Raw genomic sequence first — 23,040 nt, 5'->3', positions numbered from 1 at the left:
AGAAAATGAGTGAAATTTTAGTCGTATCAGGTCACACTGACCTTGAAAATTCCTTTGCAAATAAGATTATATTGGGCGAGCTAAAAAAGTACGTGTCAGAGGCTAAATTTGACATACTAAGTGAGCTTTATAAAAACTACGTGATCAATGTAAAAGCCGAGCAAGAAAAGCTAGTAAAGGCTGATGTGATTGTGCTTGTTTATCCGTTTTTTTGGTACGGTGTGCCATCACTTTTACAAAAGTGGTTTGAAGATGTGCTAGTTCATGGCTTCTCTCATGGTAGCAAGGGAGATAAGCTGCGTGGCAAGAAGCTGGTGCTTTCATTTACCTCTGGAGCGCCTGAGGAGCTTTATAAAAAAGAGGCACTTCAGCGCTACGAGATAGAGGAATTTTTGCCGCCACTTAAGGCTCTAGCGAATACTTGCGGAATGGAGTTTGCAGGATATGTTTATAGCGGAGGGCTATCATATCAGAGCAGGCACGATGAGGCAAAACTTGCTTTGATGAGGCAAAATGCGCTCGATCACGCAAAAAGACTAGAGGAGCTGATAGGCAAAATTTCATGATACCAGCAAAATTTTATAAATATGTTTTTGCGTTTATAATGTCAGCATTTATGGCATTTTTTATGTCATTTGTGCTGACATATCTAAACCTTGGTTTTGTTGATGGCTTTGTTAAAATTTGGCTAACTGCTTACATGAAAGCCTTTGCGGTAGCGTATCCTGTGCTTTTGTTAGTCTCTCCATTTGTAACAAAACTCACACAAATTTTATGCAAAAAATAAAATAATAATATACGTTATCAATAAAAATTATTATTTACTTATTTTAATTATTTGGTTATAATCCACTCAAAATTTATCAAAATAGGAGTAAAAATGAGACAGTACGAAACATACAAATGCGAAAAATGCGGCAATGAGATCGAGGTTCAAAAAGTTGGAGGCGGCACACTAACCTGTTGCGGCGAAGAGATGAAATGCATCACTGAAAATTTAACAGCGGTAAATTTGATGAAGGCATTTGCTGGCGAGTCACAAGCTAGAAACAAGTATGAGCTTTACGGTGATCTAGCCAAAGAAGCAGGCTATCATGCTATTGCTAGACACTTTTACGAGGCAGCTGAAAATGAGAAATGGCACGCAAGAGCTGAGTTTAAAAAATATCACGAGCTAATGAATGATCCGATCGATAAGATGGATAAAAATTTACTTGATGCGGCAGCTGGCGAAAACTACGAGCATACGACTATGTATCCAGACTTTGCAAAGATCGCAAAAGAAGAAGAGCTAAGAGATGTTGAAAGGCTATTTAATGCGATCGGTAAGGTTGAGGTTGAGCATGAAAGAGAGTATTTGGAGCTTAAAAAGATGCTTGATGAAGAGGGATTTTTTGAGAGCGATGAGGAAGATATCTGGGTTTGCGAGGTGTGCGGACACGTTCATAGAGGCAAAAAAGCTCCAGGTGCTTGCCCACTTTGCAAAGCTCCAAAAGAGTATTTTAAACGCGAATTTCTAGGCTAAAAGCCAAAATAGTCAAGGCGTTTACCTTGACTATTAATTTAAGTCATAAAATATTATAAAAATGATACAATTCTTTCAAATTTTCACAAGGAGAAAGAGATGAAAAAATCACTTTTAGTTTTAACTACTCTTGGCTTTGCATTAAGCCTAAACGCTGCAGATCTTACAGATACTTGCAAATCATACTTCTCAGACATCGACAAAATGGTTGAAGCTTACAAACAAGCTGGTCAAGAGCAACAAGTAAAAATTTATGAAGATCAAAAGAAACAATCAATGGATCAACTTGCTTCTTTACCAAAAGAGCAACAAGACGCTACTTGCAAACAAGCTAAAGAGATGTTTGCTCAAGTAATGGAACAAATGAAAAAACAAGGTCTTTTAAAATAAATTTTATGGCTAGTTTTTCTAGCCATATCCTAATCCTCTTTTTCTAACTCGTTGTTTACGCCTATCTCTTTTACTTCTATATCTTTTTGATCGTCTGGGGACAAGCGTTTAAAATTTTCAAGTCTACTAACAAGACCATCTCTACCACTAAAACTTGATGCAAGGGCGTTAAAATGTTTATTCGCAGTATTTAGTGTATTGCTAAGTCTATTCATATGCTCGGCTACATTGCGGACTTTATCATAAATTTTAATCGCACTCTTTACGATATTTTTGGCCTCTTCATTGCCACGCTCTATTCGCCATAAATTTGCCACTGTACGAAGAATAGGCATAAGCGTAGTGTGAGATACTAGTATTACACGCTTTTGAAATGCGTAGTCAAAAAGAGAACTATCAAATTTCATAGCCTCGATATATGCTGGCTCAATTGGTATAAACATCAATACAAAATCAGGGCTATCAGGTACGATATCACCGTAATTTTTGCTATTTAAGCTATCTATGTGATTTTTCATAGAAGCAATATGCTCTTTCAATGCTAAATTTAGCTCCTCCTCATTGCTGGCTGTGATAGCTTTTTCGTAAGCTATAAGTGAGACTTTAGAATCAACTATTAGGTGTTTGCCATCTGGTATCTTTACTATAAAATCAGGAATAAGACGTTTGCCTTCTTCGTTCTTGAAATTTTGTTGTGTCAAGTAATGCTCATCTTTTACAAGTCCAGAAGCCTCAAATGTGCGTTCAAGCTGTATTTCACCCCAGTTCCCAAGTGTTTTATTGCTACCTTTTAGTGCAGTGGCTAGCGAGTTTGCCTCTTTTGACATTGAGATACCAATCTCACTTATGTGCTTAATCTGCGTTCCTAACGCGCTCATGCCTTTAACTGACTCGTCATGGACCACATTTACGCGCTCTTGAAAGGTTGAAATTTGCTCCTTTAGTGGCTTTAGTAAAAGATCTAAAGAATTTTGGCTATTTTGTGTAAAATTTGCACTTTTTTCTTCAAATATTTTATTTGCAAGATTAGAAAATTCCAAATTTAACTCATTTTTTACTTTTAATAAATTTGCCTCTTGCTCTTTTAGGCTATTTTCTTTTGCTTCTATTTCATTTCTAAGCACAGCCATATCACGTTTTAATCTATTTTCTCTCTCATTTGCTTCAGCTAAAGTATTCTTATTTTGATTTAGCTCGGCTAGAGTTGCAGTGAAATTTGCCTCGTTATTCTTAGCTCGTTCATTTGCTGTACCGATACTCTCTTTAAGCTCATTTATCACGCGCTCCATCGCATCTTCAGCTTCTTCTTTTTGTGCTATTTTGGTTTTTAGTGCATCGATCTCGCCGATGAGCTCGTCTATTCGCTCGTGATTTGACATAAGCCTTGCTTTTTGCTCACTGATTAGCTGCAGATTTTCACTATTTTTAGATACTAAATTTGTTAGATTTGATGAAATTTCAAAATTTTCTTGCTCTTTTTGCGCCAAATTTCGCTTTAGCTCGAGTTTGTCTCTATTAAATGAATAGATGACAAATATCGCAATCAAAAATAGTACTCCAAAAAATATGGCAACATAAAAATAGAAATCTTGTTGCATTTAGTATCCTTAAAAAATGAAGAAATCTTTATATTTTTGCAAAAGCAAAGAGACTACTCCTTGCTTTTGTAGTAAATTTTTTATGCTTCTAGCACCGCTCCGTTGCTTGCGTTTGTGACTAGTTTGCGGTATTGCCTTAGCCAGCGAGAGGTTAGCGCCTTATCAACTGGTTTAAATTCTGCTCTTCTCTTTGCGATCTCGGCTTCGCTTAGGCGAACGTTTATCTCGTATTTATCGACGTCTATATCGATGATATCGCCATCTTTTAGCAAGCCTATCATACCGCCTTCAGCCGCTTCTGGGCTTACGTGGCCGATACTTAGACCTCTTGTCGCCCCGCTAAAGCGACCATCTGTGATGAGCGCCACGTCTGCGCCAAGGCCTCGTCCCATGATGAGTGAAGTAGGGCTTAGCATCTCTTGCATGCCAGGGCCTCCGCGTGGACCTTCGTAGCGGATGACGACGACATCGCCTTTATCTACTTTACCACTTGAAATGCCAGCTATGGCTTCATCTTGTGAGTTAAAGCAGACTGCTTTACCACTAAATTTACGCTCGCCAACGATGCCAGCTGTTTTTATAACACAGCCTTGCTCGGCTAAATTTCCAAACAAAATGGCAAGTCCGCCAACTTGTGAATAGGCGTTTTCTACTTTGTGAATGATGCTTTCATCTTTGATGTCACTTACCTTTACGCGCTCTCCCAGAGTTTCGCCACTAACTGTGAGATTGTCTAAATTTAGCATGCCATTATCTCTGCGTGAAATTTCTTTTATCACTGCATTCATGCCACCAGCTCTGCCGATATCCTCCATATGCACATTTGGTAAACTTGGGCTGATCTTAGCGATATGAGCGATGTTTTGGCTGATCTTGTTTAGCTCTTTGATATCTAAATTTACGCCAGCCTCTCTTGAGATGGCTAGCATGTGAAGAACGGTGTTGCTGCTACCACCCATTGCCATATCAACGACAAGTGCGTTGCGGATCGCTTTTTCGTTTAGTATGTTTCTGATTTTAAATTTCTCATCAAGTGCGATCTCGCAGATCCTGCGAGCAGCCTGCCTGATGAGCTCCTCACGCTCTGGGGTTAGTGCAAGGATAGTGCCGTTGCCAGGTAGTGCTATGCCCATCGCTTCGCAAAGTGTGTTCATAGAATTTGCTGTAAACATACCGCTGCAGCTGCCACCGCTTGGACATGCGTTGCACTCGATATCTTTTAGCTCAGCCTCATCTATCTCTTTGGTTTCAAATTTACCAACCGCCTCAAACGCAGTCGCAAGGTCGATTGGCTTGCCATCTTTTGTGTAGCCTTTTTTCATAGGGCCACCGCTTACAAACACGGTCGGTACATTTACTCTTAAAGCACCCATAACCATGCCAGGGACGATCTTGTCGCAGTTTGGCATACAAACAAGCGCGTCAAGTGCATGAGCGTTCATCACGGTTTCTATAGAGTTTGCGATGATCTCGCGGCTAGGCAAGCTATATAGCATGCCTCCATGCCCCATCGCGATGCCATCATCCACGCCGATACAGTTAAACTCAAATGGAATACAGCCATTTTTGCGAATTTCATCTTTTAAAATTTGTGCGTATTTATTTAAGAAAAAGTGGCCAGGTATGATCTCTATAAAGCTGTTTGCAACGCCGATAAAGGGTTTAGCAAAGTCATCGTCTTTTAGTCCAGTCGCACGTAAAAGTGAGCGGTGTGGGGCTCTTGTGTAGCCTTTTTTGATTATGTCGCTTCTCAAATTTGATCCTTTTTTAAAATTTGAGAGGATTTTATCACATATAAAGTATCAAAGATTTTAAAAAAATTTTGCAAATTTAAAAATTTTTTTATTACATAAATAACACATTAAATTTTTAAAATTTATCCAAAAAGGATGAGCTAAATAGCTACGAAATTTCGGTAATTTTAATCAAAGCAGTATGCAAAATAATAACGTAAAAATATTATCAATGTGTTATAAATATTGATTTATAGGGCTTTATTGTACCATGGTACAATTTACAAGACCTATGAAAATTTATACAATGCGATAAAATTTTTTAACAAGGATGAGAAAATGATCGCAAAAACAGAGGGCATAAAAGTGATGCCAATGCAAACTAAAATTTTAAATTCTGGCGCAAACTTTTATGAAAATAACTTCACAAATACAACTTTAATTTTTCCTTTTTACGCGAAGAAGTAAAACAACTTCTAATCTCCAAAACAAGAGCGATTTAGCTTTTATTTTAAATTTAATTTATAGTTAAGAGAGTTTTATATGCAAAGTGAAAAAACAGAAATTTTACTTGATGAAGTGAATGAAACAATAGATTCTATATTTAGAACCTGTAATAAAAATGGCGGAACAAAGAAAGCTTTGGAAAATAGAAAGCTAAATAAAGAAATTTTAAAAGATAAATTTGTATCGATCTTTTTAAAATTTGACCAGATAGACGATGATAATTTTAAAAGCACAGTTCTTGCAAGTGATGAGACAAAAGAGCTAAGCGATATGGTAAAAGCATTCGAAGCGGATAAAGATATAGACTTGCCAGAACTAGAGCGAGCGATAAATTTTAACCTTACTAGAATCAAAGAAGCAATCTATAAATTTCAAAACAACAACTAAAAGCTGGTGTGAGAAAAGTCTCACACCAGATACTGCTAATAACTAAATACCTCCGGATCAATAACCATCGCCCTATAAGCAACATCATCTCTTGAAGCAGAGTCCACGTCCATCTCAAATTTGACCTCATTTGTCTTTGGATCGATCTCTACTAAGACCATTTTGATAGTCTTATCTGGCTTAAGCAAATTTACGTTTGAGCTTGAGATAAAGTAGGTATTTTTATCTTTTTGCCACTCGACGTTGCTAGTAACTGCGCTATAAAAGTCAAAGCCACGCTCTTTGCCAAACTGCCAAGTTTGTTCAACCGTGCCCTTTTTTTCATCTATCTTGTACTCAACCGCGCGGGAGTATTTATCCTCTTTAAATGCCGGCTGCTCCATGCCCCTTGCATCACCATTGTCAAAGACGCTTAGGTGTTTTATGCTGCCTTTATTGTCGTATCTTGGCGTTAGCCATGCAGTGTGCTGAGTCCATGACCAGTCAAATTCGCCCTCGCATTTTGAGTTTTCACATTTTATCTTATTGCCTTTGCTATCGACTGGAGTTAGCACTTTGGCTTTAAATTCTTCACTCCAGCCTTCAGGTGAAGCTAATATCCATTTTACTTTTTTATCGCGGCCGATTTTAACGATACCTTGGTGGCGAAGCGAAAGGATGATGCTATCATCGCTCTCATCGTATGAGATAGAATTTACATGCGCCCAGTTTCTACCTGTGCCAGTAGAGGTGATGTCGCCAAATGGTAGATCATTACTTATCTTTATCTCCTTTGCGTCCATGTCGATGTTTAGGCAAACAGCTCTTGCGTCAAGCGCTTTTATGAGGTTGCTGCGGTAGACGTTGTTGCCAAAAATTTCATTTAGATCCCACTCTTCGACCACTTTACCGGTGCTATCGACCTCGATGATGTGATCTCTTATAGTGTGAGAAATTTTGCCATCTTTGTGGTGGTAGTTGTATTTGCCAACCCTAAGAAGTGCGTGATCATCCTTTAATGGCATAACTTCATGGCTTAGATCGATGTAGCCTCTTGGAAGCGGGCGATTATAAATTTCTTTTCCCATAAGGTCATATCTTAGATATCTTTGCGCCATGCCAAAGCTGATATCGCCATTTTTGAGCTGATGAAAGCCCATCATCATACCCCCGTCCATCACTCTGCGCTCACTACGATCGTAAAATTTTTGATAGTCAAGGTACCATCTGACTTCGCCTTTTGTGTCTACGATGTAGTTTTCGGTAAAGTCGTTCCAGCTAGCAGCTCCGCCATTTTTCCAATCAAGCGGTTTATATACGCTTGTGATTGTATTGTTTATGAGATAGAGCCTATTTTTAAACGCAGGATCGACCTTTTTGACGCGAGTCTTTTGCATGTGAGAAAATCTAAAATCACGGCTATATGTGACGATAGGCTGGGCGTAAATTTTATACGTTTCTACCTTTTTAGCTCCGTTAAATGTGTAGCTTACGACTACTTCGTTTAGATAGTCAGGATAAAGCCCCCAAACAGGCACGCCGTCATGTGTGAGCAGGGCATGCTCTGAAACGTTGTAGTCGATGTCTATGCCGCCGTCTGGCTTGCCTTTTACCTTGACGTGGATATCTTTGATATCTTTGCCGGCTCTATCGATGATCGCAGTTAGCGGAGATACGTCGTAAGGATTGATAAAGACTGATCCAAGCTCGCCTTGAACCTTTACGTGATGAGCCAGGACTCCAGCCTCTAGTGGCGTGATGCCTACACTAATACCACCAACCAAAACAGCCGCAAGGGCAACAGAACCTAAGAAATTCTTGCTCATTTTCGCTCCTTTAATAAAATTTAATGATATCTTACTACCCAAATTTCACACAGAACTAACGCTTATATGAAAAGTGGCTTAAGTAAATTTATAAAGAAGTCGTTTTAAAGAGTAAAAATAAAAAGAAGAATTTAGGAGCAAACGCCCCTAAATTTTAGTTATTTGCTTCAAATTTCTTAAGAGAAAAAAGAACAAATTTATAGCTAGCAAATAGCGTCACTGGCCAAAGTATCAAAAAAATTCCTGCTTCTAACATCTTTTATCCTTAGTATGCGTGATGATCGTTTTTAATCTCGTCTTGCGTGATCTTCTTGCTATCTATCGCTCGCCAAACGACGATGATATAGGCAAGCACTACTGGCACTAGTAAGCTAACATAGGCCATAACGCCAAGTGTGTAGTGGCTAGAGCTTGCATTTTTGATAGTTAGCGAGCTAGCAAGGTTGCTAAATGACGGATAAAATGCAGTGCCATTTAGTCCTGTTATCAAAAATAGCGCGGTTACAGCTAGCGTTACGCCAACGCCATAAGCAAAAATTCCACGAATGCTTTTTGTAAATGCCCCTTGGAAAATTCCAACAAGTACCAAAACAACGCCAACAAGAAGCAATATACCGACGATAGGCATCTCGATCAAATTTATAGCGTATTTGTAAGGCATAAGGCTAACTACGCCGTTTGCGTCGTATGCAAAGCCGTCTTTTGTAAGCACCCAAGCAAGAAATCCTAGAAAAAATGGCAAGAATAGCACGGTGTTGATAAGTAGCTGTTTTCTAGCGTTTTGTATAAATTCGCCATCAGCGATGTTGTTCATAAGATATAAGCAGCCACCTATGCGAGATAAGAAAAACATCGCTATGCCAAGCAAATACAAGTAAGGATTTGCCAATGCTTCAAGACCGCGAAATGGAGTCTTCCACTCGACAAAGTTGTGTTCATTTAGTACAAAGTCGCTACCGCTAAAAAATGTACTAACCGCCATGCCGATAAGAATAACGCCAAGTGAGCCATTTATGAAAAGGAAAATTTCATAAGTTCTAGCGCCCAAGAAGTTATCAGGCTTTTTGCGGTACTCGTAGCTTACAGCCTGGACGATAAAGCAAAATAAAATAGCCAGCCAAACCCAGTAAGCGCCACCAAAGCTAGTAGCGTAAAATAGTGGAAACGCCGCAAAGCACGCGCCACCAAACATAACAAGCGTCGTAAATGTAAGCTCCCATTTTCTACCGATAGAATTTATGAGCATATCTTTTTTAAGCTCATCTTTGCCAAGGCTAAAGATTAGCGACTGGCCACCTTGAACAAACATCATAAATACCAAAAGTCCGCCAAGAAGGCTAACTATAAACCACCAATAAATTTGTAAATTTTCTAAGCTTAAACTATGCATGGTCGTTAAATCCTATCTTTATTTGCTTAAGCATGATTTTGATCTCAGCAATTAGTAAGACCGTAAATAAAACAGCAAATAATATAAATGAAATTTTGATATTTGAGTCAGATAAATTTGTAGCTCCTACACCAACGGTCATGAGATCTTGTATCACCCAAGGCTGACGACCGACCTCTGCTACTATCCAGCCAGCTTCAGCTGCGATGTAGCCAAGCGGTATGGTAAAGAGACAGATCCATAAAAATGCTCTTATGTTTTCAAATTTATATTTTCTTGAGAGATTTAGATAGAGCGTAATAGCAAAAAGAGCTATGAAGTAAGTGCCAAGTACAACCATGATATGGAAGCTATAAAATGTAAGCGCAACTGGCGGTACAGCTTCTTTTGCGTCTTTAAGATAGCCATATCCTAAGAAATTTAGGTTGCTTTCTAAATTTGAAAGCGAAGTTTTCATTAGACTCTCGTCATTTGCTTTTTTGGCTTCTTTGTAGTTTTTAAGAGCTTCGATAGCTACTTTGCCCTTTGCCATCTTCTCTTCAACGCTTATTAGATTGTGCTCGCTATTGCCATAAAGTAGGTCATTTATACCTGGTGTAAATGAGTCAAGCCCTCTGTTTGCCATGATACCAAGTGCGTAAGGCACCTTTATCTCAAGCAAAAAGGCATCGCTCTCGTCGCCAAGCTTTTTAGCTAGGTTTAAAATACCAGCAGCAACTAGGCCAGCGTTAGTCTCGCCCTTGTAAAGTCCCTCCATGGCTGCAAGCTTCATAGGCTGCTTTTGAGCTACAAAATATGCGCTCTCATCGCCACTAAGTAACAAAAATGCCGAAGTGATAAGGCCAAATGCGCTAGCGACCACGATACTTTTTTTAGCTAGCAAGATGTGGCGTTTTTTGATTAAAAACCAAGCAGAAATTCCTATCACAAAGATAGCTGAGATGGTGTAGCCGCTAGTTACTGTGTGTAAAAATTTGCTAATGCCAAGAGGATTTAGCGCAACTTCAAAGAAATTTTCCATCTCCATTCTAGCGGTATCTGGGTTAAATTTCATGCCTATTGGATACTGCATCCAACCATTTGCGATTAAGATCCAAAGCGCGCTTAAATTTGAACCGATCGCGACAAGCCAAGTTGAAAGCAGGTGAAATTTCTTGCTGACTTTATCCCAGCCAAAAAACATAATGGCAAAAAATGTACTCTCCATAAAAAATGCGAGCAAGCCCTCAATCGCAAGTGGAGCGCCAAATATATCGCCTACAAACCAGCTGTAATTCGCCCAGTTTGTACCAAATTCAAACTCCATAATGATGCCAGTAGCCACACCGATAGCGAAATTTATACCAAAGAGCTTTAGCCAAAATTTCGTTATCTCAAGCCAGGCTTTATCGCCAGTTTTGACATATATCGTCTCCATAATGGCGATGATAAAACTTAGCCCCAAAGTAAGTGGGACAAACAAAAAGTGGTAAATGGCAGTCAGCGCAAACTGAGCCCTAGACCAGTCAACAAAATCCATCTCAGACATTTTATTCCTTTATTAAATTACGAATTACAAATTCGCTTTTTTCTTCGTCGGTTTGAAATTTGGTATTTAGAGTCTCGTTAAAGATGAAGGCTTTTAAAATTCCAAACATGATGATAAGCTTTATTATTATGAGAAGCCATAATTTTTTGCCTATTTTCATATTTTTAAAGCCCTCTATATATAAAGAGGCAATGATGTTTAGGTAGTTTTTTATCATAGTTTGTGAAGTCTATAACAAAAAGACTTAAAGAATAATTTTTAAAATTTATACGATTAATGCCTTACTAAATATTTAAGGGGTATAATCCGCAATTAAAAAATAAATAAATTTAAGGAAATTTAATGGCAAAAGAGACGAAGTATATTTTTATCACAGGTGGCGTTTTAAGCTCACTTGGAAAAGGCATCGCAGCTGCGTCTATCGCGACTCTTTTAAAAAATTCCGGACTAAAAGTAAGTGTTTTAAAAGCTGATCCATATATCAATGTAGATCCTGGCACGATGAGTCCGCTTGAGCACGGAGAAGTCTTTGTCACAGACGATGGTGCAGAGACAGATTTGGATTTGGGGCATTATGAGAGATTTTTAGATGAGAGCCTAAGTCAAGACAATAACTTCACAACGGGCAGAGTTTATAGCTCAGTGATCGAAAAAGAGCGAAGAGGCGATTACCTTGGAAAGACTATTCAAGTGATCCCTCACATCGTTGGAGAGATAGTTGATCGCATCAAAAAAGCAGGCGAGGGTAAAGATGTGCTAATCGTTGAGATCGGCGGAACCGTTGGCGACATCGAGGGACTACCATTTTTAGAGGCGATAAGAGCGCTAAGGGTAGAAGTTGGCAAAAAAAGAGCGCTAAATATCCACCTAACGCTTGTGCCATTTATCAAAGTGGCTGGCGAGCTAAAAACAAAACCAACCCAGCATAGTGTAGGTGAGCTAAGACGTATAGGCATAACGCCAGACATCATCATCTGCAGATCTGAAATGCCACTAAACCGCGAGCTAAAAGATAAGATAGCAGCAAGCTGTGGAGTAGAGAAAAACTGCGTTATAGAGAGCTTAGATAGTGCAAGTATCTATCAAATTCCACTTTCATTTTTAAAGCAAGACATACTAACTCCAATCGCTGAAAATTTAGGCTTTAATGAGCTAAAACCAGATATGGTAAAGTGGGATAGCCTAGTAAAAAGGATAATTGCTCCAACAAATGAAACTACAATAGCATTTGTGGGCAAGTACATCGATCTAAAAGAGAGCTACAAGAGCCTAACTGAGGGCATTATCCACGCTGGAGCAAATTTAGACGCTAGGGTAAATTTACGCTGGATAGATAGCGAAAAGATAGAAGAGAACAATGTAAATGAGCTTTTAAAGGACGTAGATGGCATCTTGGTCGCTGGCGGCTTTGGCGAGAGGGGCGTTTTAGGCAAGATGCAAGCCATTAAATTTGCTCGTGAAAATAAGATCCCTTATCTTGGAATTTGCCTTGGTATGCAGCTAGCACTAATTGAATTTGCAAGGGATGTTTTGGGCTTAGAGGATGCAAATTCTATGGAATTTGACAAAGAGTGCAAAAATCCTATCATCTATCTAATAGATAGCTTTATCGACGCTCACGGCAAAAAACAGATAAGAACGCACACAAGCCCACTTGGCGGCACAATGAGGCTTGGAGCATATAACTGCGACATCAAACCAAAGACGCTTCTAGCTGAAATTTATGGCAATGCAAAGAGCGTAAAAGAGCGCCATCGCCACCGCTACGAGGCAAATCCAAAATATAAAGAAATTTTTGAGAAAAATGGTCTTTTGGTAAGCGGTGAGAGCGATGGACTGATAGAGGCTATCGAGCTAAAAGGCCATCCGTGGTTTGTGGGCGTGCAGTGTCATCCTGAATTTACTAGCCGTCTAACTAAACCAAATCCTGTGATATTAGGCTTTATAAAGGCAAGTTTAGAAAACGTCAAATCTTAAATTTAGAGCCATCTGGCTCTAAAAATTCTTTTAAAAATTTTGCTGTTTTATTCAATTATTTGCCAAATAAATCCCACTTCTTTCTATAAATTTTTAAGGAGAAAAATGAAAACTCTAATCATCTTAGCACACCCTGATATCCAAAACTCGGTCATAAACAAACGCTTGCTACAAGAGGCTCTCAAAGAGCCGCAGCACTTTAGCATTCATGATTTGACGCAGGTTTATGGGGGCGAAAGTATCGACGCTGCGCGCGAGCAAGAGCTCATCAGAGCCCACGATGCCCTCGTTTTGCAGTTTCCACTTCACAACTTCTCCTGCCCTCCGATTTTAAAATCGTGGATCGACGCGGTGATGACGCATGGCTTTGCCTACGGACGGGGTTCGGACGGCATAGCGGGGCGCAAGGTAGCTCTAGCCGTGACCGCAGGCATCAAAAAGAGCGATTACTGCCCGCAAGGACGCTATCATTTTAGCTTGCGCGAGGTTCTTACGCCGTTTGAGCTTGCATTTAAATACTATTTTCGCGCCGATTACCGCGACTTTTTCGCATTTTACGGCGCCGAAGAGACTCCGGGTGTGGACTACGTATCGAGCCAGGACGATTTAGAGCAAGGCTCTAGAGAATACGCGGAGTTTTTGCGAAATTTGGAATAAATTTTTATAAAAATGGTTTAAATTCCCTAGCATAAGCCATTTAAAAATTTATAAATTTGATTGTATAAATTTTGCTAATACTTACCATTTTTGGTGTGCTAAATTTGTAAAGACTATCAATTTAACAAAGCTTTTAAGCTTGCTATGAGCCCTAAAATCTTACTTTCATTTAAAATTATAAGAAATTAAATTTCAAAAAGATATAATCCAAGCATTCAAAATAAAGACGAAAGATTGCGATGAAAAAGAAGTATTTTTATAGCCAAATTTTTGGCAATATGGGTGTAAATTTAAGTGAACAAGTGGCATTAAATAAAGTTGGCAGGTTCTTTAAAAATTCTTGCCAAAACCATGCTAAATAAAGAGGATATAAGGAATTTACTAGCGCATAGATTTTGTAACGACATACATAAAAAAATTAGTGAAATTCCGACACCAAGTGCCTTAAAAGATATATACAAAGGCGCTAATCGCATAAAAGAAGCGATCGAGAAAAACGAGCGCATAGCCATTGTGGGCGATTATGATGTTGATGGTGTTGTTTCGAGCGTAATTTTGGCTGAGTTTTTTGATGATCTTGGCGTGAAAGACTACCTAGTAAAAATTCCAAATAGATTTAAAGATGGATATGGGCTAAATCCTGAGATAATAGACGAACTCTCAGCCGATGTAAGCTTGATTATCACCGTTGATAACGGCATCTCTGCAAACGATGCGGCCATTATTTGTAAAGAAAAAGGCATCGATCTTATTATTACTGATCATCACATGCCACCAGCTGTTCTCCCAGAAGCTTATGCGATCATTAATCCAAAACAAGAAGATTGCAACTTCCCAAATATCGAAATTTGTGGCGCTGAGGTCGCTTGGTATTTGGTTGGAGCGCTAAAGGATGTTTTTGGACTAAATTACGATATGAGCAAATTTCTAGAGCTTTTAGCTATCGCGATAATCGCTGATATGATGGAGCTAAGAGATATGAATAGAATGCTTGTTCGTCTTGGTATTTGTAAGCTAAATGCGTCTAGGCGTTCCGCATTTCACGCTATAAAAGAGTTTTATGGTAAGGAAAAATTTGAGTGCGATGATATTAGCTTTCTTATAGCCCCACTTATAAATTCAGCCGGACGCATGGATGATGCGATGAATTCATTTAACTTTTTGCGTGCAAAGAGCATCGAAGAGGCTTACAACTACCTTGATACCATTATCGAATTTAACAACTCCAGAAAAGAGGAGGAGCGCCAACTCTTTGAGTGCTCGCTAAAGGACGTAAAAGAAGACGACGAAGTCATCATCACTTGGGGAGAGCAGTGGCATGAGGGTGTGATAGGCATCGTAGCTAGCCGCCTTGCAAAGCACTTTGCAAAGCCAGCTATCGTCTTTAGCATCGATAAAGGCCGTGCAAAAGGTAGCGCTAGAAGCATTGGTAAGCTTGATATCTTATCTCTTATAGCAAGCCACGAAAATTTACTAACAAGCTACGGCGGTCACAAAGGAGCGGCTGGACTTACACTTGCGCCTGAAAATTTGGTTAAATTTAAAGAAGCGATAAATAAAAGTTGTTCTTGTTTAAATATGCAAGATTGCAAAAGCTCAGACGAGCTACTTGGCGACATAATGCCAAGCGAGATAGACTTTGAGCTGCTTGAAATTTTAGAATTTTATGAGCCATACGGGCAGAAAAACCCTCGCCCAGTCTTTAAGATAAAAAATGCTCTTGTTAAAAATGAAAGACTTATAGGAAGAGATCAAAATCACTTAAAGCTCATCTTGCAAAAGGATAATAAAACACTTGAGGCTCTATTTTTTAACTTTACAAGACATGCTAGAGTTGGCGAGATGATAGATATTATCTTTTGTATATCAAAAAATTCATTCCGCGGACTTGTTACTCCACAGCTACTCATAAAAGAGATTTTATAAATTTTATCTCGGTTTTATAATGCTAAAATTTTAATAAAACCGAGATTTCTTCGGTTTTAATTCACCAAAATCGTTTCTTTATATATTTAATGCAGTCCAACTAAAATAATACTATTTGAGTCAAATTTCTGTATTGTAAAATTAATGTTATATAAATATTTATACTTTATTTAAGTTCATTTTTGCTTTAATTTTAATTTTAAATATTAATTTCATAGGACTAAACATGAAAATTTCTTACGTTTTAGCATTTGCTTTAGTACCAAATTTAATGCTTGGTGCTGAAGAAACGATAGACTTGGCTCCGGTTACCGTTTCTGCAAAGATACAAAAGTCCGTTCTTGACGAACCGACAAAGGCTCAAATAGTAGGCAAAGGCGCGATACTAGAAAACGGCGACATCGCTAAATCGCTTTTAAATTTGAGCGGCTTTACGATGGAGCGCAAGGGCGGAGGCGGCAGCGAGGTTTATTATCGTTCGCAGACGGCGGCTAGACTGCCGGTGCTAATCGACGGTAGCACGCTAAACGGCGGTTGCGGTATGCGCATGGATACGCCCATTACTTACATCTCGGCGCAAAACTACAGCTCGGTTCGTATCGTAAAAGGCCCGCAAGACGTCAGATACGGCGCGCTCATTAGCGGCGGTATATTTTTCGATAGAGAGATAGCAAGGCTATCAAAACCGAGCTTCGGAGGAAACGTAAGCGTGCTTGGCGGTAGTTTTAGAAGATTTGAAACTGCTGCAGACGTAGCGGCGGGCAACGAGATGGGGAGCTTAGAAATTTCTGGCGGACACTACCAGAGCGGCGATTATAAAAGTGGCGACGGACAGAAAATGCATACGCACTATAAACGCAACAGCGTCTCAATCGTAGGCACGCTAACGCCCACGGAAACTACCGCCTTGCAGTTAAGCGCGGATCTAGGCGATGGCGAAGCGGCGTATGCCGACAGGATGAGGGACGGCATACAGTTTGACCGTAAATCTTTCGGACTAAAATTTGAACAAGATGTCGGTGAGCACAAGATCAGGCTAAGTTCGTACTATCATCAAATCGATCATATAATGGACAACTTCACCATGCGTCCGGTGGTGCCGGGCACGGGGCGCGGCAAGGGATATAGCATCAGTCACCCGATACGCGATATGTACGGCTTTAAGCTAGAAGGCGAGTTAAATTTCGATAATCTAACCAGCTTCATTGGCGCCGGTTATTCGCAAGACTCCTTTAAATGGCGAGGCGCCGGAACGGGCGGAGCCGGCGTATCTAAAGCCGACATGGACGCCGCCCTATCAAAGCCGCACGTAAAAGAGCGCAAGGTAACGTATAAAACGATATACACTCAAAACGAATACGTCCTTGAAAACGACTACGGGCTTTTTGGCGGACTTAGGCTGGACGCGGGCGAGAGAAAGCAGCTGCTAACGCATAAAAGTAGGAGCGAAAATTTATTCTCCGGCTTTTTTAGATACGAAAAATATCTACAAAATTTAACGCTTTATGCGGGACTAGGTCACGCGCAAAGGTTACCGGATCACTGGGAAACGAATAAAGACGATAATCTTAAGCTAAATAAAGAAAGAAACACTCAGCTTGACTTTGGTACCGTGCTAAAAGATAAAAATTACGAGCTAAACGCGAATTTCTTCGTCTCGAAGATGGATGATTACATAATGATAAAGTATAACCCTATGGGTATGTCTTCAAACGTATTTAATACCGATGCTTTACTATACGGCGGCGAGATCGAGGGCGATACGCTACTGGCCGATATATTTAGACTGGGGGCGGGCGTATCCTACGTCTACGGCAAGGTGACTAAAAACGCGGGCGGCCTAAAAGACGGCGACGCGCTGCCTAAGGTTTCCCCTCTAACGTTTAAACTAAGCGCCGGTTTAGAAAAGCCCGACTGGTTCGTTAAAGCCGACTTCTACGCTAACGCGTCGCAAAATCGCGCGCAAAAAGGCTATGGCGACGTGGGCGGCATGGACCTGGGCAAGAGCGATAGCTTTTGGACGCTGGGGCTAAGTGCGGGCTACAAATACAAAAATTATCAATTCTTGCTAGCGGCCGAAAATTTAAACGACGCCAAATATGCCTATCATAACTCAAAAGGCGGCTACGGCGGCGGTATCGCAGGCTACGAAACTATCCCGAACGGCACGAGGCTTTATGAGCCGGGCAGAAGCTTTTGGGCGAAATTTAAGGTGCATTTTTAGGGCGTAACTTAATAAATTTGGCATGGCTGTGGGCTTAGGATTTACCCTAAAGCCGTGCTAAATTTAAGTATTTTTGCTCTTATCTTCTTAATAATACTCATACTTACTACATTTACTATTAGTAATAAATTGGCACTTGGTATAAAATTTCTTATTAAATTTAAAAGCCAAAGGATGATTAAAATGGGGCTTTATTAAATTTAAATTTTATATAGATTAAAAGCTTAGATGTAAAATCTCAGAAATTTTTTAAAGGAGAGGTATGAAAAATTTAATTGTAAAATCAAGCTTGATTCTAGCTTTGGTAAGCTCAGCTGCACTAGCTCAAGGTGCATTTGTTGGTGGTGAGGGTGATTATTCGTTTAACTCAAAAATCAAAACAAAAAACATAGCAAGTAGTGAGAAAAATAACTTCAAAAAAGGTCACTATGGTCTTGGCTTTTATGGCGGTTATGATTTTGACAACTATAGAGCTTATGGTGGTTATTATTATGACTTTAAAGCTAGGAAAAATGCTGGTGAATCAGATGCAAAATGGAGTAAGCATAAATTTTTAGGCGGCATTGATTATACGCCAAGCATCACTGAAAATTTTAAAGCCGTTCTTGGCGGATACACAGGCCTTGGCTACTTGAGCGTTAGAGAGAGATTTGAAAATGAAACGAGCAAGAAAAATTTCAAAGGTTTGCTAGTCGGCGCAAAAGCGGGAGGTGCCTATTCATTTGACGCACACAATGCTATTGAATTTGGTTTAAAAGCTGATAAAACTTTTTATAAGAAAAATAGTGGAGCTCAACTAAGAGATACGACTATAGGAATTTATACAGGCTATACTTATAAATTCTAACTTTTAGGCAAGGCTTAGGCTTTGCCTTATTTTGGGCTACTCTCTACCTTCAAGAAGTGGCACAAAAAGGCACTCATCTAAGTACTCTTTTTCTAAATTTCCATCTTTATCTTTTTTAAATTTAGCGATAAATTGCTTGCCATCTTTTTTCATCGGAGCTACTAAAATTCCACCATTTTTAAGCTGCTTAAATAAATTTGGCGAGATCTCATCAGCAGCTGCCGAGAGCAGGATACGATCAAATGGTGCGTAGCTTCGCCAGCCATTGTTGCCGTCATCATACCTTACATGCACGTTTTTTATTTTTAGTACCTCGAAGCGTTTTTTTGCCTCCATGGCTAGCTTTTCTATTCGCTCGACGCTAAAAATTCTATGTGCAAGTTTGCTTAAAATAGCTGCTTGATAGCCACTGCCGCAGCCTATCTCTAGGATATTGTCCATATTTTCGCACTCTAGTGCCATTGTCATCTTTGCCACAGTTAGTGGAGAGCTGATCCACTGGTTGCCCAGTATGGGCTGAGCGTCAAGTTTATAAGCATGTGCAGTAATTGGTACAAAAATTTCACGCTCAGTGGTAGCTATCGCATCGAACAAAAGTGGGCTTAACGTGATCTCATCGGCTATATCGCTAGCCAAATTTTGGCATTTTATCGCTTCTAGTTGAGTCAAAATTTATATCCTAAATAAAAATTAAATCGTTATTATACGATTTAAAACTTATCTTAAAATTTATAAAATCGCTAAATTTGTCTTGATCTCTTTTATTAAATTTGCATCAAAAATCGTCTCTTTAACAAGTGTGCCATTTGGTAAAAATACCCCAGCAACTTCTAATGCAAGAGAGCTTGAGATCATGACATAGCAGTTGTTTGCGATAGCTAGAGCCTTGCAAAGGCTAAGATAAGCATCCTCCCTAGCCTTACCCCACATGGCTGGTATCATGATGATATCACATCCTTTTAGCTTTGCCCAGAGTGTGCTATCGCGTAGTTCAAAACAGATTAGCACCCCAAGTTTGAGCCCTCTAAAATCAAAGGCATTTATATCGCTCACCTCGCCAGCCGCAAAGATCTCGTGCTCTAAATTTGGTCTAAAAAGCTCAGCCTTAAACTGCGAGTGAAAGACGTTGTTTGAGTTAAGAAGTAAAAACTCGTTATAAATTTTTGGTTGGTGCGGATTTAGATTTGAAATTTGAGCGAGCCCTGCGCTTTTGTTTAGGCTGCTAAGGTGCGTAAAACCAAGAAATTTATCTGGGCTAAGCGCCTCTTGCAAGCGCTCAAGTAGCATCGCATCAAAGCTACCTATCATGCCACCAAGCATCGCTTTGTTCGTCCCAGCAAAAAAGCCATCAAAGTCATAGCCGCTGATGCAAAGCTCGCTTGCAAGCAGGAGCGAATTTTCAGGCGCAGCCTCAACTAAATTTGCAAGCTCCTCTAGGCGATCTGTTGCATTTTTTGCCTTTAAAGTTAGGCTTATTAGGTTTAAATTTTCGCTCATTTATTTTCCAAATATAAATATCACAGGTTTCTCGTCGTGGCAGTCTTTTGGAATTTTGCAGTTTATATCCGTGCCACCGATGTTTGGTGTAGCTTTTAAAATAACGCTTATAGCTGTGATCTTATCATCACGCTGTGAGAGTGGATCATTAAAAACCCAGACTTCAAAGCCAAAACCTCTAGCCTCATCATGCGAAACTATTCTTACCTCTTTTAGATCTTTTGCTTCAAAGCCACACTGTTTGTTTATGCCAAACATCACGTCATTTCCTAGCACAGATCCTAGCGGTGCGAAACTTGGTGCAATTTCACCGTTTGGCATCTCTTGATAGATTTCCGCTTGGCTTGTCTCTTTTACCTTAACAAGCTTGTAGGCGTAGAAATTTTCGAGATTATTTTTATTTGCTTGATCAATTATTCTTTGATTGCTACTCGCACACCCCACAAAAAGCACGCAAGCAAGGGCTAAGATGCTATTTTTAAAAGTCATCAAAGCTGATACTTCCCTTGCTGTAGTTTGTCACTTTTGCTTCAAAGAAATTCGACTTTTGGTCGTTAAATTTCGCAAAGTCATCAACCCATTTGATCGGATGAGCGACGTTGTATTTGCGTTTTAGGCCGATCGCAACTAGGCGCTGGTCGATGAGATAGTGGATGTACTGCTCGATGATATCATCAGTAAAGCCCATTATTTGGTTTTGAGTGATGTATTTGCCCCATTTGATCTCTAAATTTCCAGCTTTTTCAAACATATCATAAATTTTTGCCTCAGTCTCAGGTGTGAAAAGGTCAGGTCTTTCCTTGCGGACCGAATTTATCATGTTTTGAAACAAAAGTAGGTGCGTGATCTCGTCACGTTGGATGAAGCGTATCATCTGCGCTGAGCCTAGCATCTTGCCAGCGCGAGCTAGAGCGTAGATCGCTGTAAAGCCACTGTAAAAGTAGATACCCTCTAAAATTTGGTTCGCAACCATCGCAAGAAGTAGCTTCTCGTCAGTCACTTCGCCCGCAAGCTCCTCATAGACGCTTGAGATGTAGTCGTTTTTCTCACGCAAGACGTCGTCGTGCTTCTCCATTTCGTAGATGAGGTCGGTGTTGTCGCAGATCGCCTCGACCATGACAGCGTAAGACTTGCTGTGGTTTGCCTCTTCATAAGCTTGGCGGCTTAGCACGGCGTTGATCTCTGGTGCGGTGATGTAAGGGTTGATGTTGTCAGCCAGGTTGTTTGTCTGGAAGCTATCCATCGAGATGAGCTGGCTCCAGACAAGGTCGTACATGCGTTTTTCGGCCTCTGTGAGGTTGTAGGCGTAGTCGCGCACGTCGTCGGTGGTATCGACCTCTTTTGGAAACCAGGTGTTTGCCTCCATGAGGTCCCAAAGCTTTAACGCCCACTCGTATTTTGCCTTGGTGAAATTTAAAATGCCGTGTGGGTTGCCGTTAAAGACTCTTCTGTCGGTCAAATTTTCATTTGAACTTGGGTTGTAGATGCGTTTTCTGTTCATAAATTTCTCTCTTGTTTGTGGTAAAAATTTCTTAAAATATTACCCAAAGCAAGGTAAAAATTTACTTTTATTTAGAGTGCCTTAGTCCTTTTTATGGTCATCAAAAAGCCAGTTATGATCAGCAAAACTGCGATCACGCATGATACTGCAAACACTACCTGACCGACCTCGCCAAAGATCTCCCCAGTATGCACACTAAGTACTTTGCGCCCAGCTTTTTTGGCCTCTGGGATACTTTCGCTCTTACTAACAAGCTTGTTTTCTTTTATCTTGCCAGAGCTTGCGTCAAGCTTTAGTTTGCCAACCTGATCTTCAATCGTTTCGTAGTTTATGGTGTAGGTGCTTTGGTTGTTTTCAGGCACATTTATCGTGAGCGATTTTAGCTCTAGCGTGACGTTATCTTTAAAAATTTGCTTCGCAGTCTCGATCTCTTTAAATTTCTCGTCGCTTATTGGGAGTAAATTTGATTGTGGTAGACTTTTTTTCATTGGAGCTGTTTTTAGGTCAAAAAATATACTATTTACACCGCTTCTGACCCATCCATAAGACCAGTAAAGTCCAGTTAGTGACATCACCACAAGCAAGATCGCCACGTAGGTGCCAAGGCTGGTGTGAAGATTGTAGAAGCAGGCGTAGCCCTTTGCTTTTGGCTTAATTTTTAGAGAATTTAAGAAATTTCGCTTGATCGCTGGTGCGTAGAGGATGAGACCACTGATAGCAAGTAGAGCCATGATGATAGAGCTAACGGCGACTATTTGCTTGCCGATATTGGCTGGGACTTTGCTATCAAGCAGAGCAAGGCCTAAATTTCTATGTAGGCTTAGTATTATCATGCGAGTCTTTTCGCCCCAGTCCTCGCTGATCACCTCGCCACTTCTTGGATCTATGAAGAAATTTAATTGCTTTTTATCCTTTGTAATGCTTATACGATAAGCTTCATTTGCTCCACCTATTTGTAAACTTTCGAGCGTATCAAATTGAATCTCACTTTTTGCTTTAGCTAGGAGTTCATTTAAGCTTAAATTTTCTTTTTCGCTAGGAACTAAGTTTATAAAATTTTTATTTATTGCACTTTTGATCTCTTCTCTATAAGACGCAAATGGTGCTGAAAGAGTCATAAATATTAGCGGAATAGCCGCAATTAGTCCGATTATTAGGTGGATGTTGAAGATGATTTTTCCTCGTTTTAAAAACATTTTTTTCCTTTGAATTTTAATAGCGAATATTATTTTATTTTTTGTTAAAGCAAGATAAAAATTTATAAAATTATTTTTTAGTTATTAACTTTTACTAATGTTGATAAGAGTCTTAATATCAATTATTTATTAAATTTTTACATATTGGCATCTTATTTTTTGGTAAAAAGTTATTTTTAGCAAAAGGTATAAATAATGATAGATGTATTTAGATTTATGGTGGAGTTAAGCGGGATCGAACCGCCGACCTCTTGAATGCCATTCAAGCGCTCTCCCAGCTGAGCTATAACCCCAAAGTAGATTTTGACATTTTATCTTTTTATGCCTTACAATATTTTGAAATTAGTTTTAG

The 23,040-nt window shown here is 39.7% G+C and carries 23 protein-coding genes and 1 tRNA gene; 12 read left to right on the top strand and 12 right to left on the bottom strand.

The features are described 5' to 3' along the window. The first annotated feature begins 5 nt into the window (after positions 1 to 5). The 4 genes from CVT18_RS02445 (at position 6) to CVT18_RS02430 (ending at position 1,915) form a co-directional block, all read left to right on the top strand. Positions 6 to 566 carry an NAD(P)H-dependent oxidoreductase gene (locus CVT18_RS02445; RefSeq protein ID WP_103629053.1) on the top strand — a complete coding sequence of 187 codons (561 nt, stop codon included), beginning with the start codon at positions 6 to 8 and terminating at the stop codon, positions 564 to 566. Beyond that, positions 563 to 787, top strand: coding sequence for a DUF2798 domain-containing protein (locus CVT18_RS02440; RefSeq protein WP_103629054.1), 225 nt, complete (start codon positions 563 to 565; stop codon positions 785 to 787). The genes CVT18_RS02445 and CVT18_RS02440 overlap by 4 nt, the downstream gene beginning before the upstream one ends. Before the next feature lie 93 nt (positions 788 to 880). Continuing rightward, entirely contained in the window at positions 881 to 1,525 is a 645-nt protein-coding gene (locus tag CVT18_RS02435; RefSeq protein WP_103600576.1) for a ferritin family protein, read from the top strand. A gap of 99 nt (positions 1,526 to 1,624) precedes the next feature. Then, positions 1,625 to 1,915 (top strand): DUF5339 domain-containing protein, encoded by a 291-nt coding sequence (locus CVT18_RS02430; RefSeq protein ID WP_103629055.1) that lies wholly within the window; start codon positions 1,625 to 1,627, stop codon positions 1,913 to 1,915. Between the two features lie 29 nt (positions 1,916 to 1,944). On the opposite strand, the gene rmuC is transcribed toward CVT18_RS02430, so the two are convergent. Together rmuC and ilvD are read right to left on the bottom strand one after the other, a co-directional pair. Further along, positions 1,945 to 3,513, bottom strand: a complete 1,569-nt coding sequence (rmuC, locus tag CVT18_RS02425) for a DNA recombination protein RmuC (RefSeq protein WP_103629056.1) — start codon at positions 3,511 to 3,513, stop codon at positions 1,945 to 1,947. Between the two features lie 80 nt (positions 3,514 to 3,593). Then, positions 3,594 to 5,267 (bottom strand): dihydroxy-acid dehydratase, encoded by a 1,674-nt coding sequence (gene ilvD, locus CVT18_RS02420; RefSeq protein WP_103624969.1) that lies wholly within the window; start codon positions 5,265 to 5,267, stop codon positions 3,594 to 3,596. A gap of 243 nt (positions 5,268 to 5,510) precedes the next feature. Between ilvD and CVT18_RS10160 the strand changes: the two genes are divergently transcribed. Together CVT18_RS10160 and CVT18_RS02415 are read left to right on the top strand one after the other, a co-directional pair. Beyond that, positions 5,511 to 5,714: a hypothetical protein gene (locus tag CVT18_RS10160; RefSeq protein ID WP_159071482.1), complete on the top strand. Its 204-nt coding sequence runs from the start codon at positions 5,511 to 5,513 to the stop codon at positions 5,712 to 5,714. Between the two features lie 75 nt (positions 5,715 to 5,789). Beyond that, positions 5,790 to 6,140: a hypothetical protein gene (locus tag CVT18_RS02415; protein WP_087586550.1), complete on the top strand. Its 351-nt coding sequence runs from the start codon at positions 5,790 to 5,792 to the stop codon at positions 6,138 to 6,140. A 35-nt stretch (positions 6,141 to 6,175) separates the two neighbouring features. Here CVT18_RS02415 and CVT18_RS02410 read toward each other — a convergent pair whose 3' ends face one another. From CVT18_RS02410 to CVT18_RS02395, 4 genes are all read right to left on the bottom strand, one after another. After that, positions 6,176 to 7,945, bottom strand: a complete 1,770-nt coding sequence (locus CVT18_RS02410) for an aryl-sulfate sulfotransferase (RefSeq protein WP_107824197.1) — start codon at positions 7,943 to 7,945, stop codon at positions 6,176 to 6,178. A 265-nt stretch (positions 7,946 to 8,210) separates the two neighbouring features. After that, the gene (locus CVT18_RS02405; RefSeq protein ID WP_107824196.1) at positions 8,211 to 9,335 is read right to left on the bottom strand and encodes a cytochrome d ubiquinol oxidase subunit II; all 1,125 of its coding nucleotides are present in this window, start codon (positions 9,333 to 9,335) and stop codon (positions 8,211 to 8,213) included. After that, entirely contained in the window at positions 9,328 to 10,863 is a 1,536-nt protein-coding gene (locus tag CVT18_RS02400) for a cytochrome ubiquinol oxidase subunit I (protein ID WP_107824195.1), read from the bottom strand. Before CVT18_RS02400 ends, CVT18_RS02405 begins: the two co-directional genes overlap by 8 nt. Before the next feature lies 1 nt (position 10,864). Further along, positions 10,865 to 11,080 carry a DUF4492 domain-containing protein gene (locus CVT18_RS02395; protein ID WP_021091886.1) on the bottom strand — a complete coding sequence of 72 codons (216 nt, stop codon included), beginning with the start codon at positions 11,078 to 11,080 and terminating at the stop codon, positions 10,865 to 10,867. 125 nt (positions 11,081 to 11,205) lie between these two features. Between CVT18_RS02395 and CVT18_RS02390 the strand changes: the two genes are divergently transcribed. The 6 genes from CVT18_RS02390 to CVT18_RS02370 all read left to right on the top strand — a co-directional run bounded on the left by CVT18_RS02390 (position 11,206) and on the right by CVT18_RS02370 (position 18,494). Next, positions 11,206 to 12,840: a CTP synthase gene (locus CVT18_RS02390; protein ID WP_107824194.1), complete on the top strand. Its 1,635-nt coding sequence runs from the start codon at positions 11,206 to 11,208 to the stop codon at positions 12,838 to 12,840. A 105-nt stretch (positions 12,841 to 12,945) separates the two neighbouring features. Continuing rightward, complete coding sequence (locus CVT18_RS02385) at positions 12,946 to 13,497, top strand: NAD(P)H-dependent oxidoreductase (protein ID WP_107824193.1); 552 nt, start codon at positions 12,946 to 12,948, stop codon at positions 13,495 to 13,497. Between the two features lie 239 nt (positions 13,498 to 13,736). Further along, on the top strand, positions 13,737 to 13,859 hold the full coding sequence (locus CVT18_RS10645; protein WP_265094532.1) for a hypothetical protein: 123 nt from the start codon (positions 13,737 to 13,739) through the stop codon (positions 13,857 to 13,859). Further along, positions 13,849 to 15,423, top strand: coding sequence for a single-stranded-DNA-specific exonuclease RecJ (recJ, locus tag CVT18_RS02380; RefSeq protein WP_107824192.1), 1,575 nt, complete (start codon positions 13,849 to 13,851; stop codon positions 15,421 to 15,423). Before CVT18_RS10645 ends, recJ begins: the two co-directional genes overlap by 11 nt. Positions 15,424 to 15,649: 226 nt before the next feature. Next, entirely contained in the window at positions 15,650 to 17,647 is a 1,998-nt protein-coding gene (locus CVT18_RS02375; RefSeq protein WP_107824191.1) for a TonB-dependent receptor domain-containing protein, read from the top strand. Between the two features lie 262 nt (positions 17,648 to 17,909). Further along, entirely contained in the window at positions 17,910 to 18,494 is a 585-nt protein-coding gene (locus CVT18_RS02370) for a hypothetical protein (protein WP_107824190.1), read from the top strand. A 36-nt stretch (positions 18,495 to 18,530) separates the two neighbouring features. Here CVT18_RS02370 and CVT18_RS02365 read toward each other — a convergent pair whose 3' ends face one another. The 6 genes from CVT18_RS02365 to CVT18_RS02340 all read right to left on the bottom strand — a co-directional run bounded on the left by CVT18_RS02365 (position 18,531) and on the right by CVT18_RS02340 (position 22,981). Then, on the bottom strand, positions 18,531 to 19,163 hold the full coding sequence (locus CVT18_RS02365; RefSeq protein ID WP_103629066.1) for a protein-L-isoaspartate(D-aspartate) O-methyltransferase: 633 nt from the start codon (positions 19,161 to 19,163) through the stop codon (positions 18,531 to 18,533). Between the two features lie 60 nt (positions 19,164 to 19,223). Further along, on the bottom strand, positions 19,224 to 19,991 hold the full coding sequence (locus CVT18_RS02360) for a carbon-nitrogen hydrolase family protein (RefSeq protein ID WP_103629067.1): 768 nt from the start codon (positions 19,989 to 19,991) through the stop codon (positions 19,224 to 19,226). Then, on the bottom strand, positions 19,992 to 20,480 hold the full coding sequence (locus CVT18_RS02355; RefSeq protein ID WP_103629068.1) for a hypothetical protein: 489 nt from the start codon (positions 20,478 to 20,480) through the stop codon (positions 19,992 to 19,994). Next, complete coding sequence (locus CVT18_RS02350) at positions 20,470 to 21,492, bottom strand: ribonucleotide-diphosphate reductase subunit beta (RefSeq protein WP_009494790.1); 1,023 nt, start codon at positions 21,490 to 21,492, stop codon at positions 20,470 to 20,472. The genes CVT18_RS02355 and CVT18_RS02350 overlap by 11 nt, the downstream gene beginning before the upstream one ends. 71 nt (positions 21,493 to 21,563) lie before the next feature. Beyond that, positions 21,564 to 22,688: a PepSY-associated TM helix domain-containing protein gene (locus CVT18_RS02345; RefSeq protein ID WP_103629069.1), complete on the bottom strand. Its 1,125-nt coding sequence runs from the start codon at positions 22,686 to 22,688 to the stop codon at positions 21,564 to 21,566. Between the two features lie 217 nt (positions 22,689 to 22,905). Continuing rightward, positions 22,906 to 22,981, bottom strand: a tRNA-Ala gene (locus tag CVT18_RS02340). Between the last annotated feature and the right edge of the window lie 59 nt (positions 22,982 to 23,040).

The organism is Campylobacter concisus (genome assembly GCF_003048405.1).
GTDB lineage: Bacteria > Campylobacterota > Campylobacteria > Campylobacterales > Campylobacteraceae > Campylobacter_A > Campylobacter_A concisus_Q.
The sequence above is the reverse complement of the archived record's forward strand: the minus strand, read 5'-3'. Positions and strand labels throughout refer to the sequence as shown.

What these genes read in the sequence shown, in the direction of transcription:
- CVT18_RS02445 (WP_103629053.1), top strand. Translation starts at nt 6, where the DNA reads ATGAGTGAAATTTTAGTCGTATCAGGTCACACTGACCTTGAAAATTCC.
- CVT18_RS02440 (WP_103629054.1), top strand. Translation starts at nt 563, where the DNA reads ATGATACCAGCAAAATTTTATAAATATGTTTTTGCGTTTATAATGTCA.
- CVT18_RS02435 (WP_103600576.1), top strand. Translation starts at nt 881, where the DNA reads ATGAGACAGTACGAAACATACAAATGCGAAAAATGCGGCAATGAGATC.
- CVT18_RS02430 (WP_103629055.1), top strand. Translation starts at nt 1,625, where the DNA reads ATGAAAAAATCACTTTTAGTTTTAACTACTCTTGGCTTTGCATTAAGC.
- rmuC (WP_103629056.1), bottom strand. Translation starts at nt 3,513, where the DNA reads ATGCAACAAGATTTCTATTTTTATGTTGCCATATTTTTTGGAGTACTA.
- CVT18_RS02415 (WP_087586550.1), top strand. Translation starts at nt 5,790, where the DNA reads ATGCAAAGTGAAAAAACAGAAATTTTACTTGATGAAGTGAATGAAACA.
- CVT18_RS02410 (WP_107824197.1), bottom strand. Translation starts at nt 7,945, where the DNA reads ATGAGCAAGAATTTCTTAGGTTCTGTTGCCCTTGCGGCTGTTTTGGTT.
- CVT18_RS02405 (WP_107824196.1), bottom strand. Translation starts at nt 9,335, where the DNA reads ATGCATAGTTTAAGCTTAGAAAATTTACAAATTTATTGGTGGTTTATA.
- CVT18_RS02400 (WP_107824195.1), bottom strand. Translation starts at nt 10,863, where the DNA reads ATGTCTGAGATGGATTTTGTTGACTGGTCTAGGGCTCAGTTTGCGCTG.
- CVT18_RS02395 (WP_021091886.1), bottom strand. Translation starts at nt 11,080, where the DNA reads ATGATAAAAAACTACCTAAACATCATTGCCTCTTTATATATAGAGGGC.
- CVT18_RS02390 (WP_107824194.1), top strand. Translation starts at nt 11,206, where the DNA reads ATGGCAAAAGAGACGAAGTATATTTTTATCACAGGTGGCGTTTTAAGC.
- CVT18_RS02385 (WP_107824193.1), top strand. Translation starts at nt 12,946, where the DNA reads ATGAAAACTCTAATCATCTTAGCACACCCTGATATCCAAAACTCGGTC.
- CVT18_RS10645 (WP_265094532.1), top strand. Translation starts at nt 13,737, where the DNA reads ATGAAAAAGAAGTATTTTTATAGCCAAATTTTTGGCAATATGGGTGTA.
- recJ (WP_107824192.1), top strand. Translation starts at nt 13,849, where the DNA reads ATGCTAAATAAAGAGGATATAAGGAATTTACTAGCGCATAGATTTTGT.
- CVT18_RS02375 (WP_107824191.1), top strand. Translation starts at nt 15,650, where the DNA reads ATGAAAATTTCTTACGTTTTAGCATTTGCTTTAGTACCAAATTTAATG.
- CVT18_RS02370 (WP_107824190.1), top strand. Translation starts at nt 17,910, where the DNA reads ATGAAAAATTTAATTGTAAAATCAAGCTTGATTCTAGCTTTGGTAAGC.
- CVT18_RS02360 (WP_103629067.1), bottom strand. Translation starts at nt 19,991, where the DNA reads ATGAGCGAAAATTTAAACCTAATAAGCCTAACTTTAAAGGCAAAAAAT.
- CVT18_RS02355 (WP_103629068.1), bottom strand. Translation starts at nt 20,480, where the DNA reads ATGACTTTTAAAAATAGCATCTTAGCCCTTGCTTGCGTGCTTTTTGTG.
- CVT18_RS02350 (WP_009494790.1), bottom strand. Translation starts at nt 21,492, where the DNA reads ATGAACAGAAAACGCATCTACAACCCAAGTTCAAATGAAAATTTGACC.
- CVT18_RS02345 (WP_103629069.1), bottom strand. Translation starts at nt 22,688, where the DNA reads ATGTTTTTAAAACGAGGAAAAATCATCTTCAACATCCACCTAATAATC.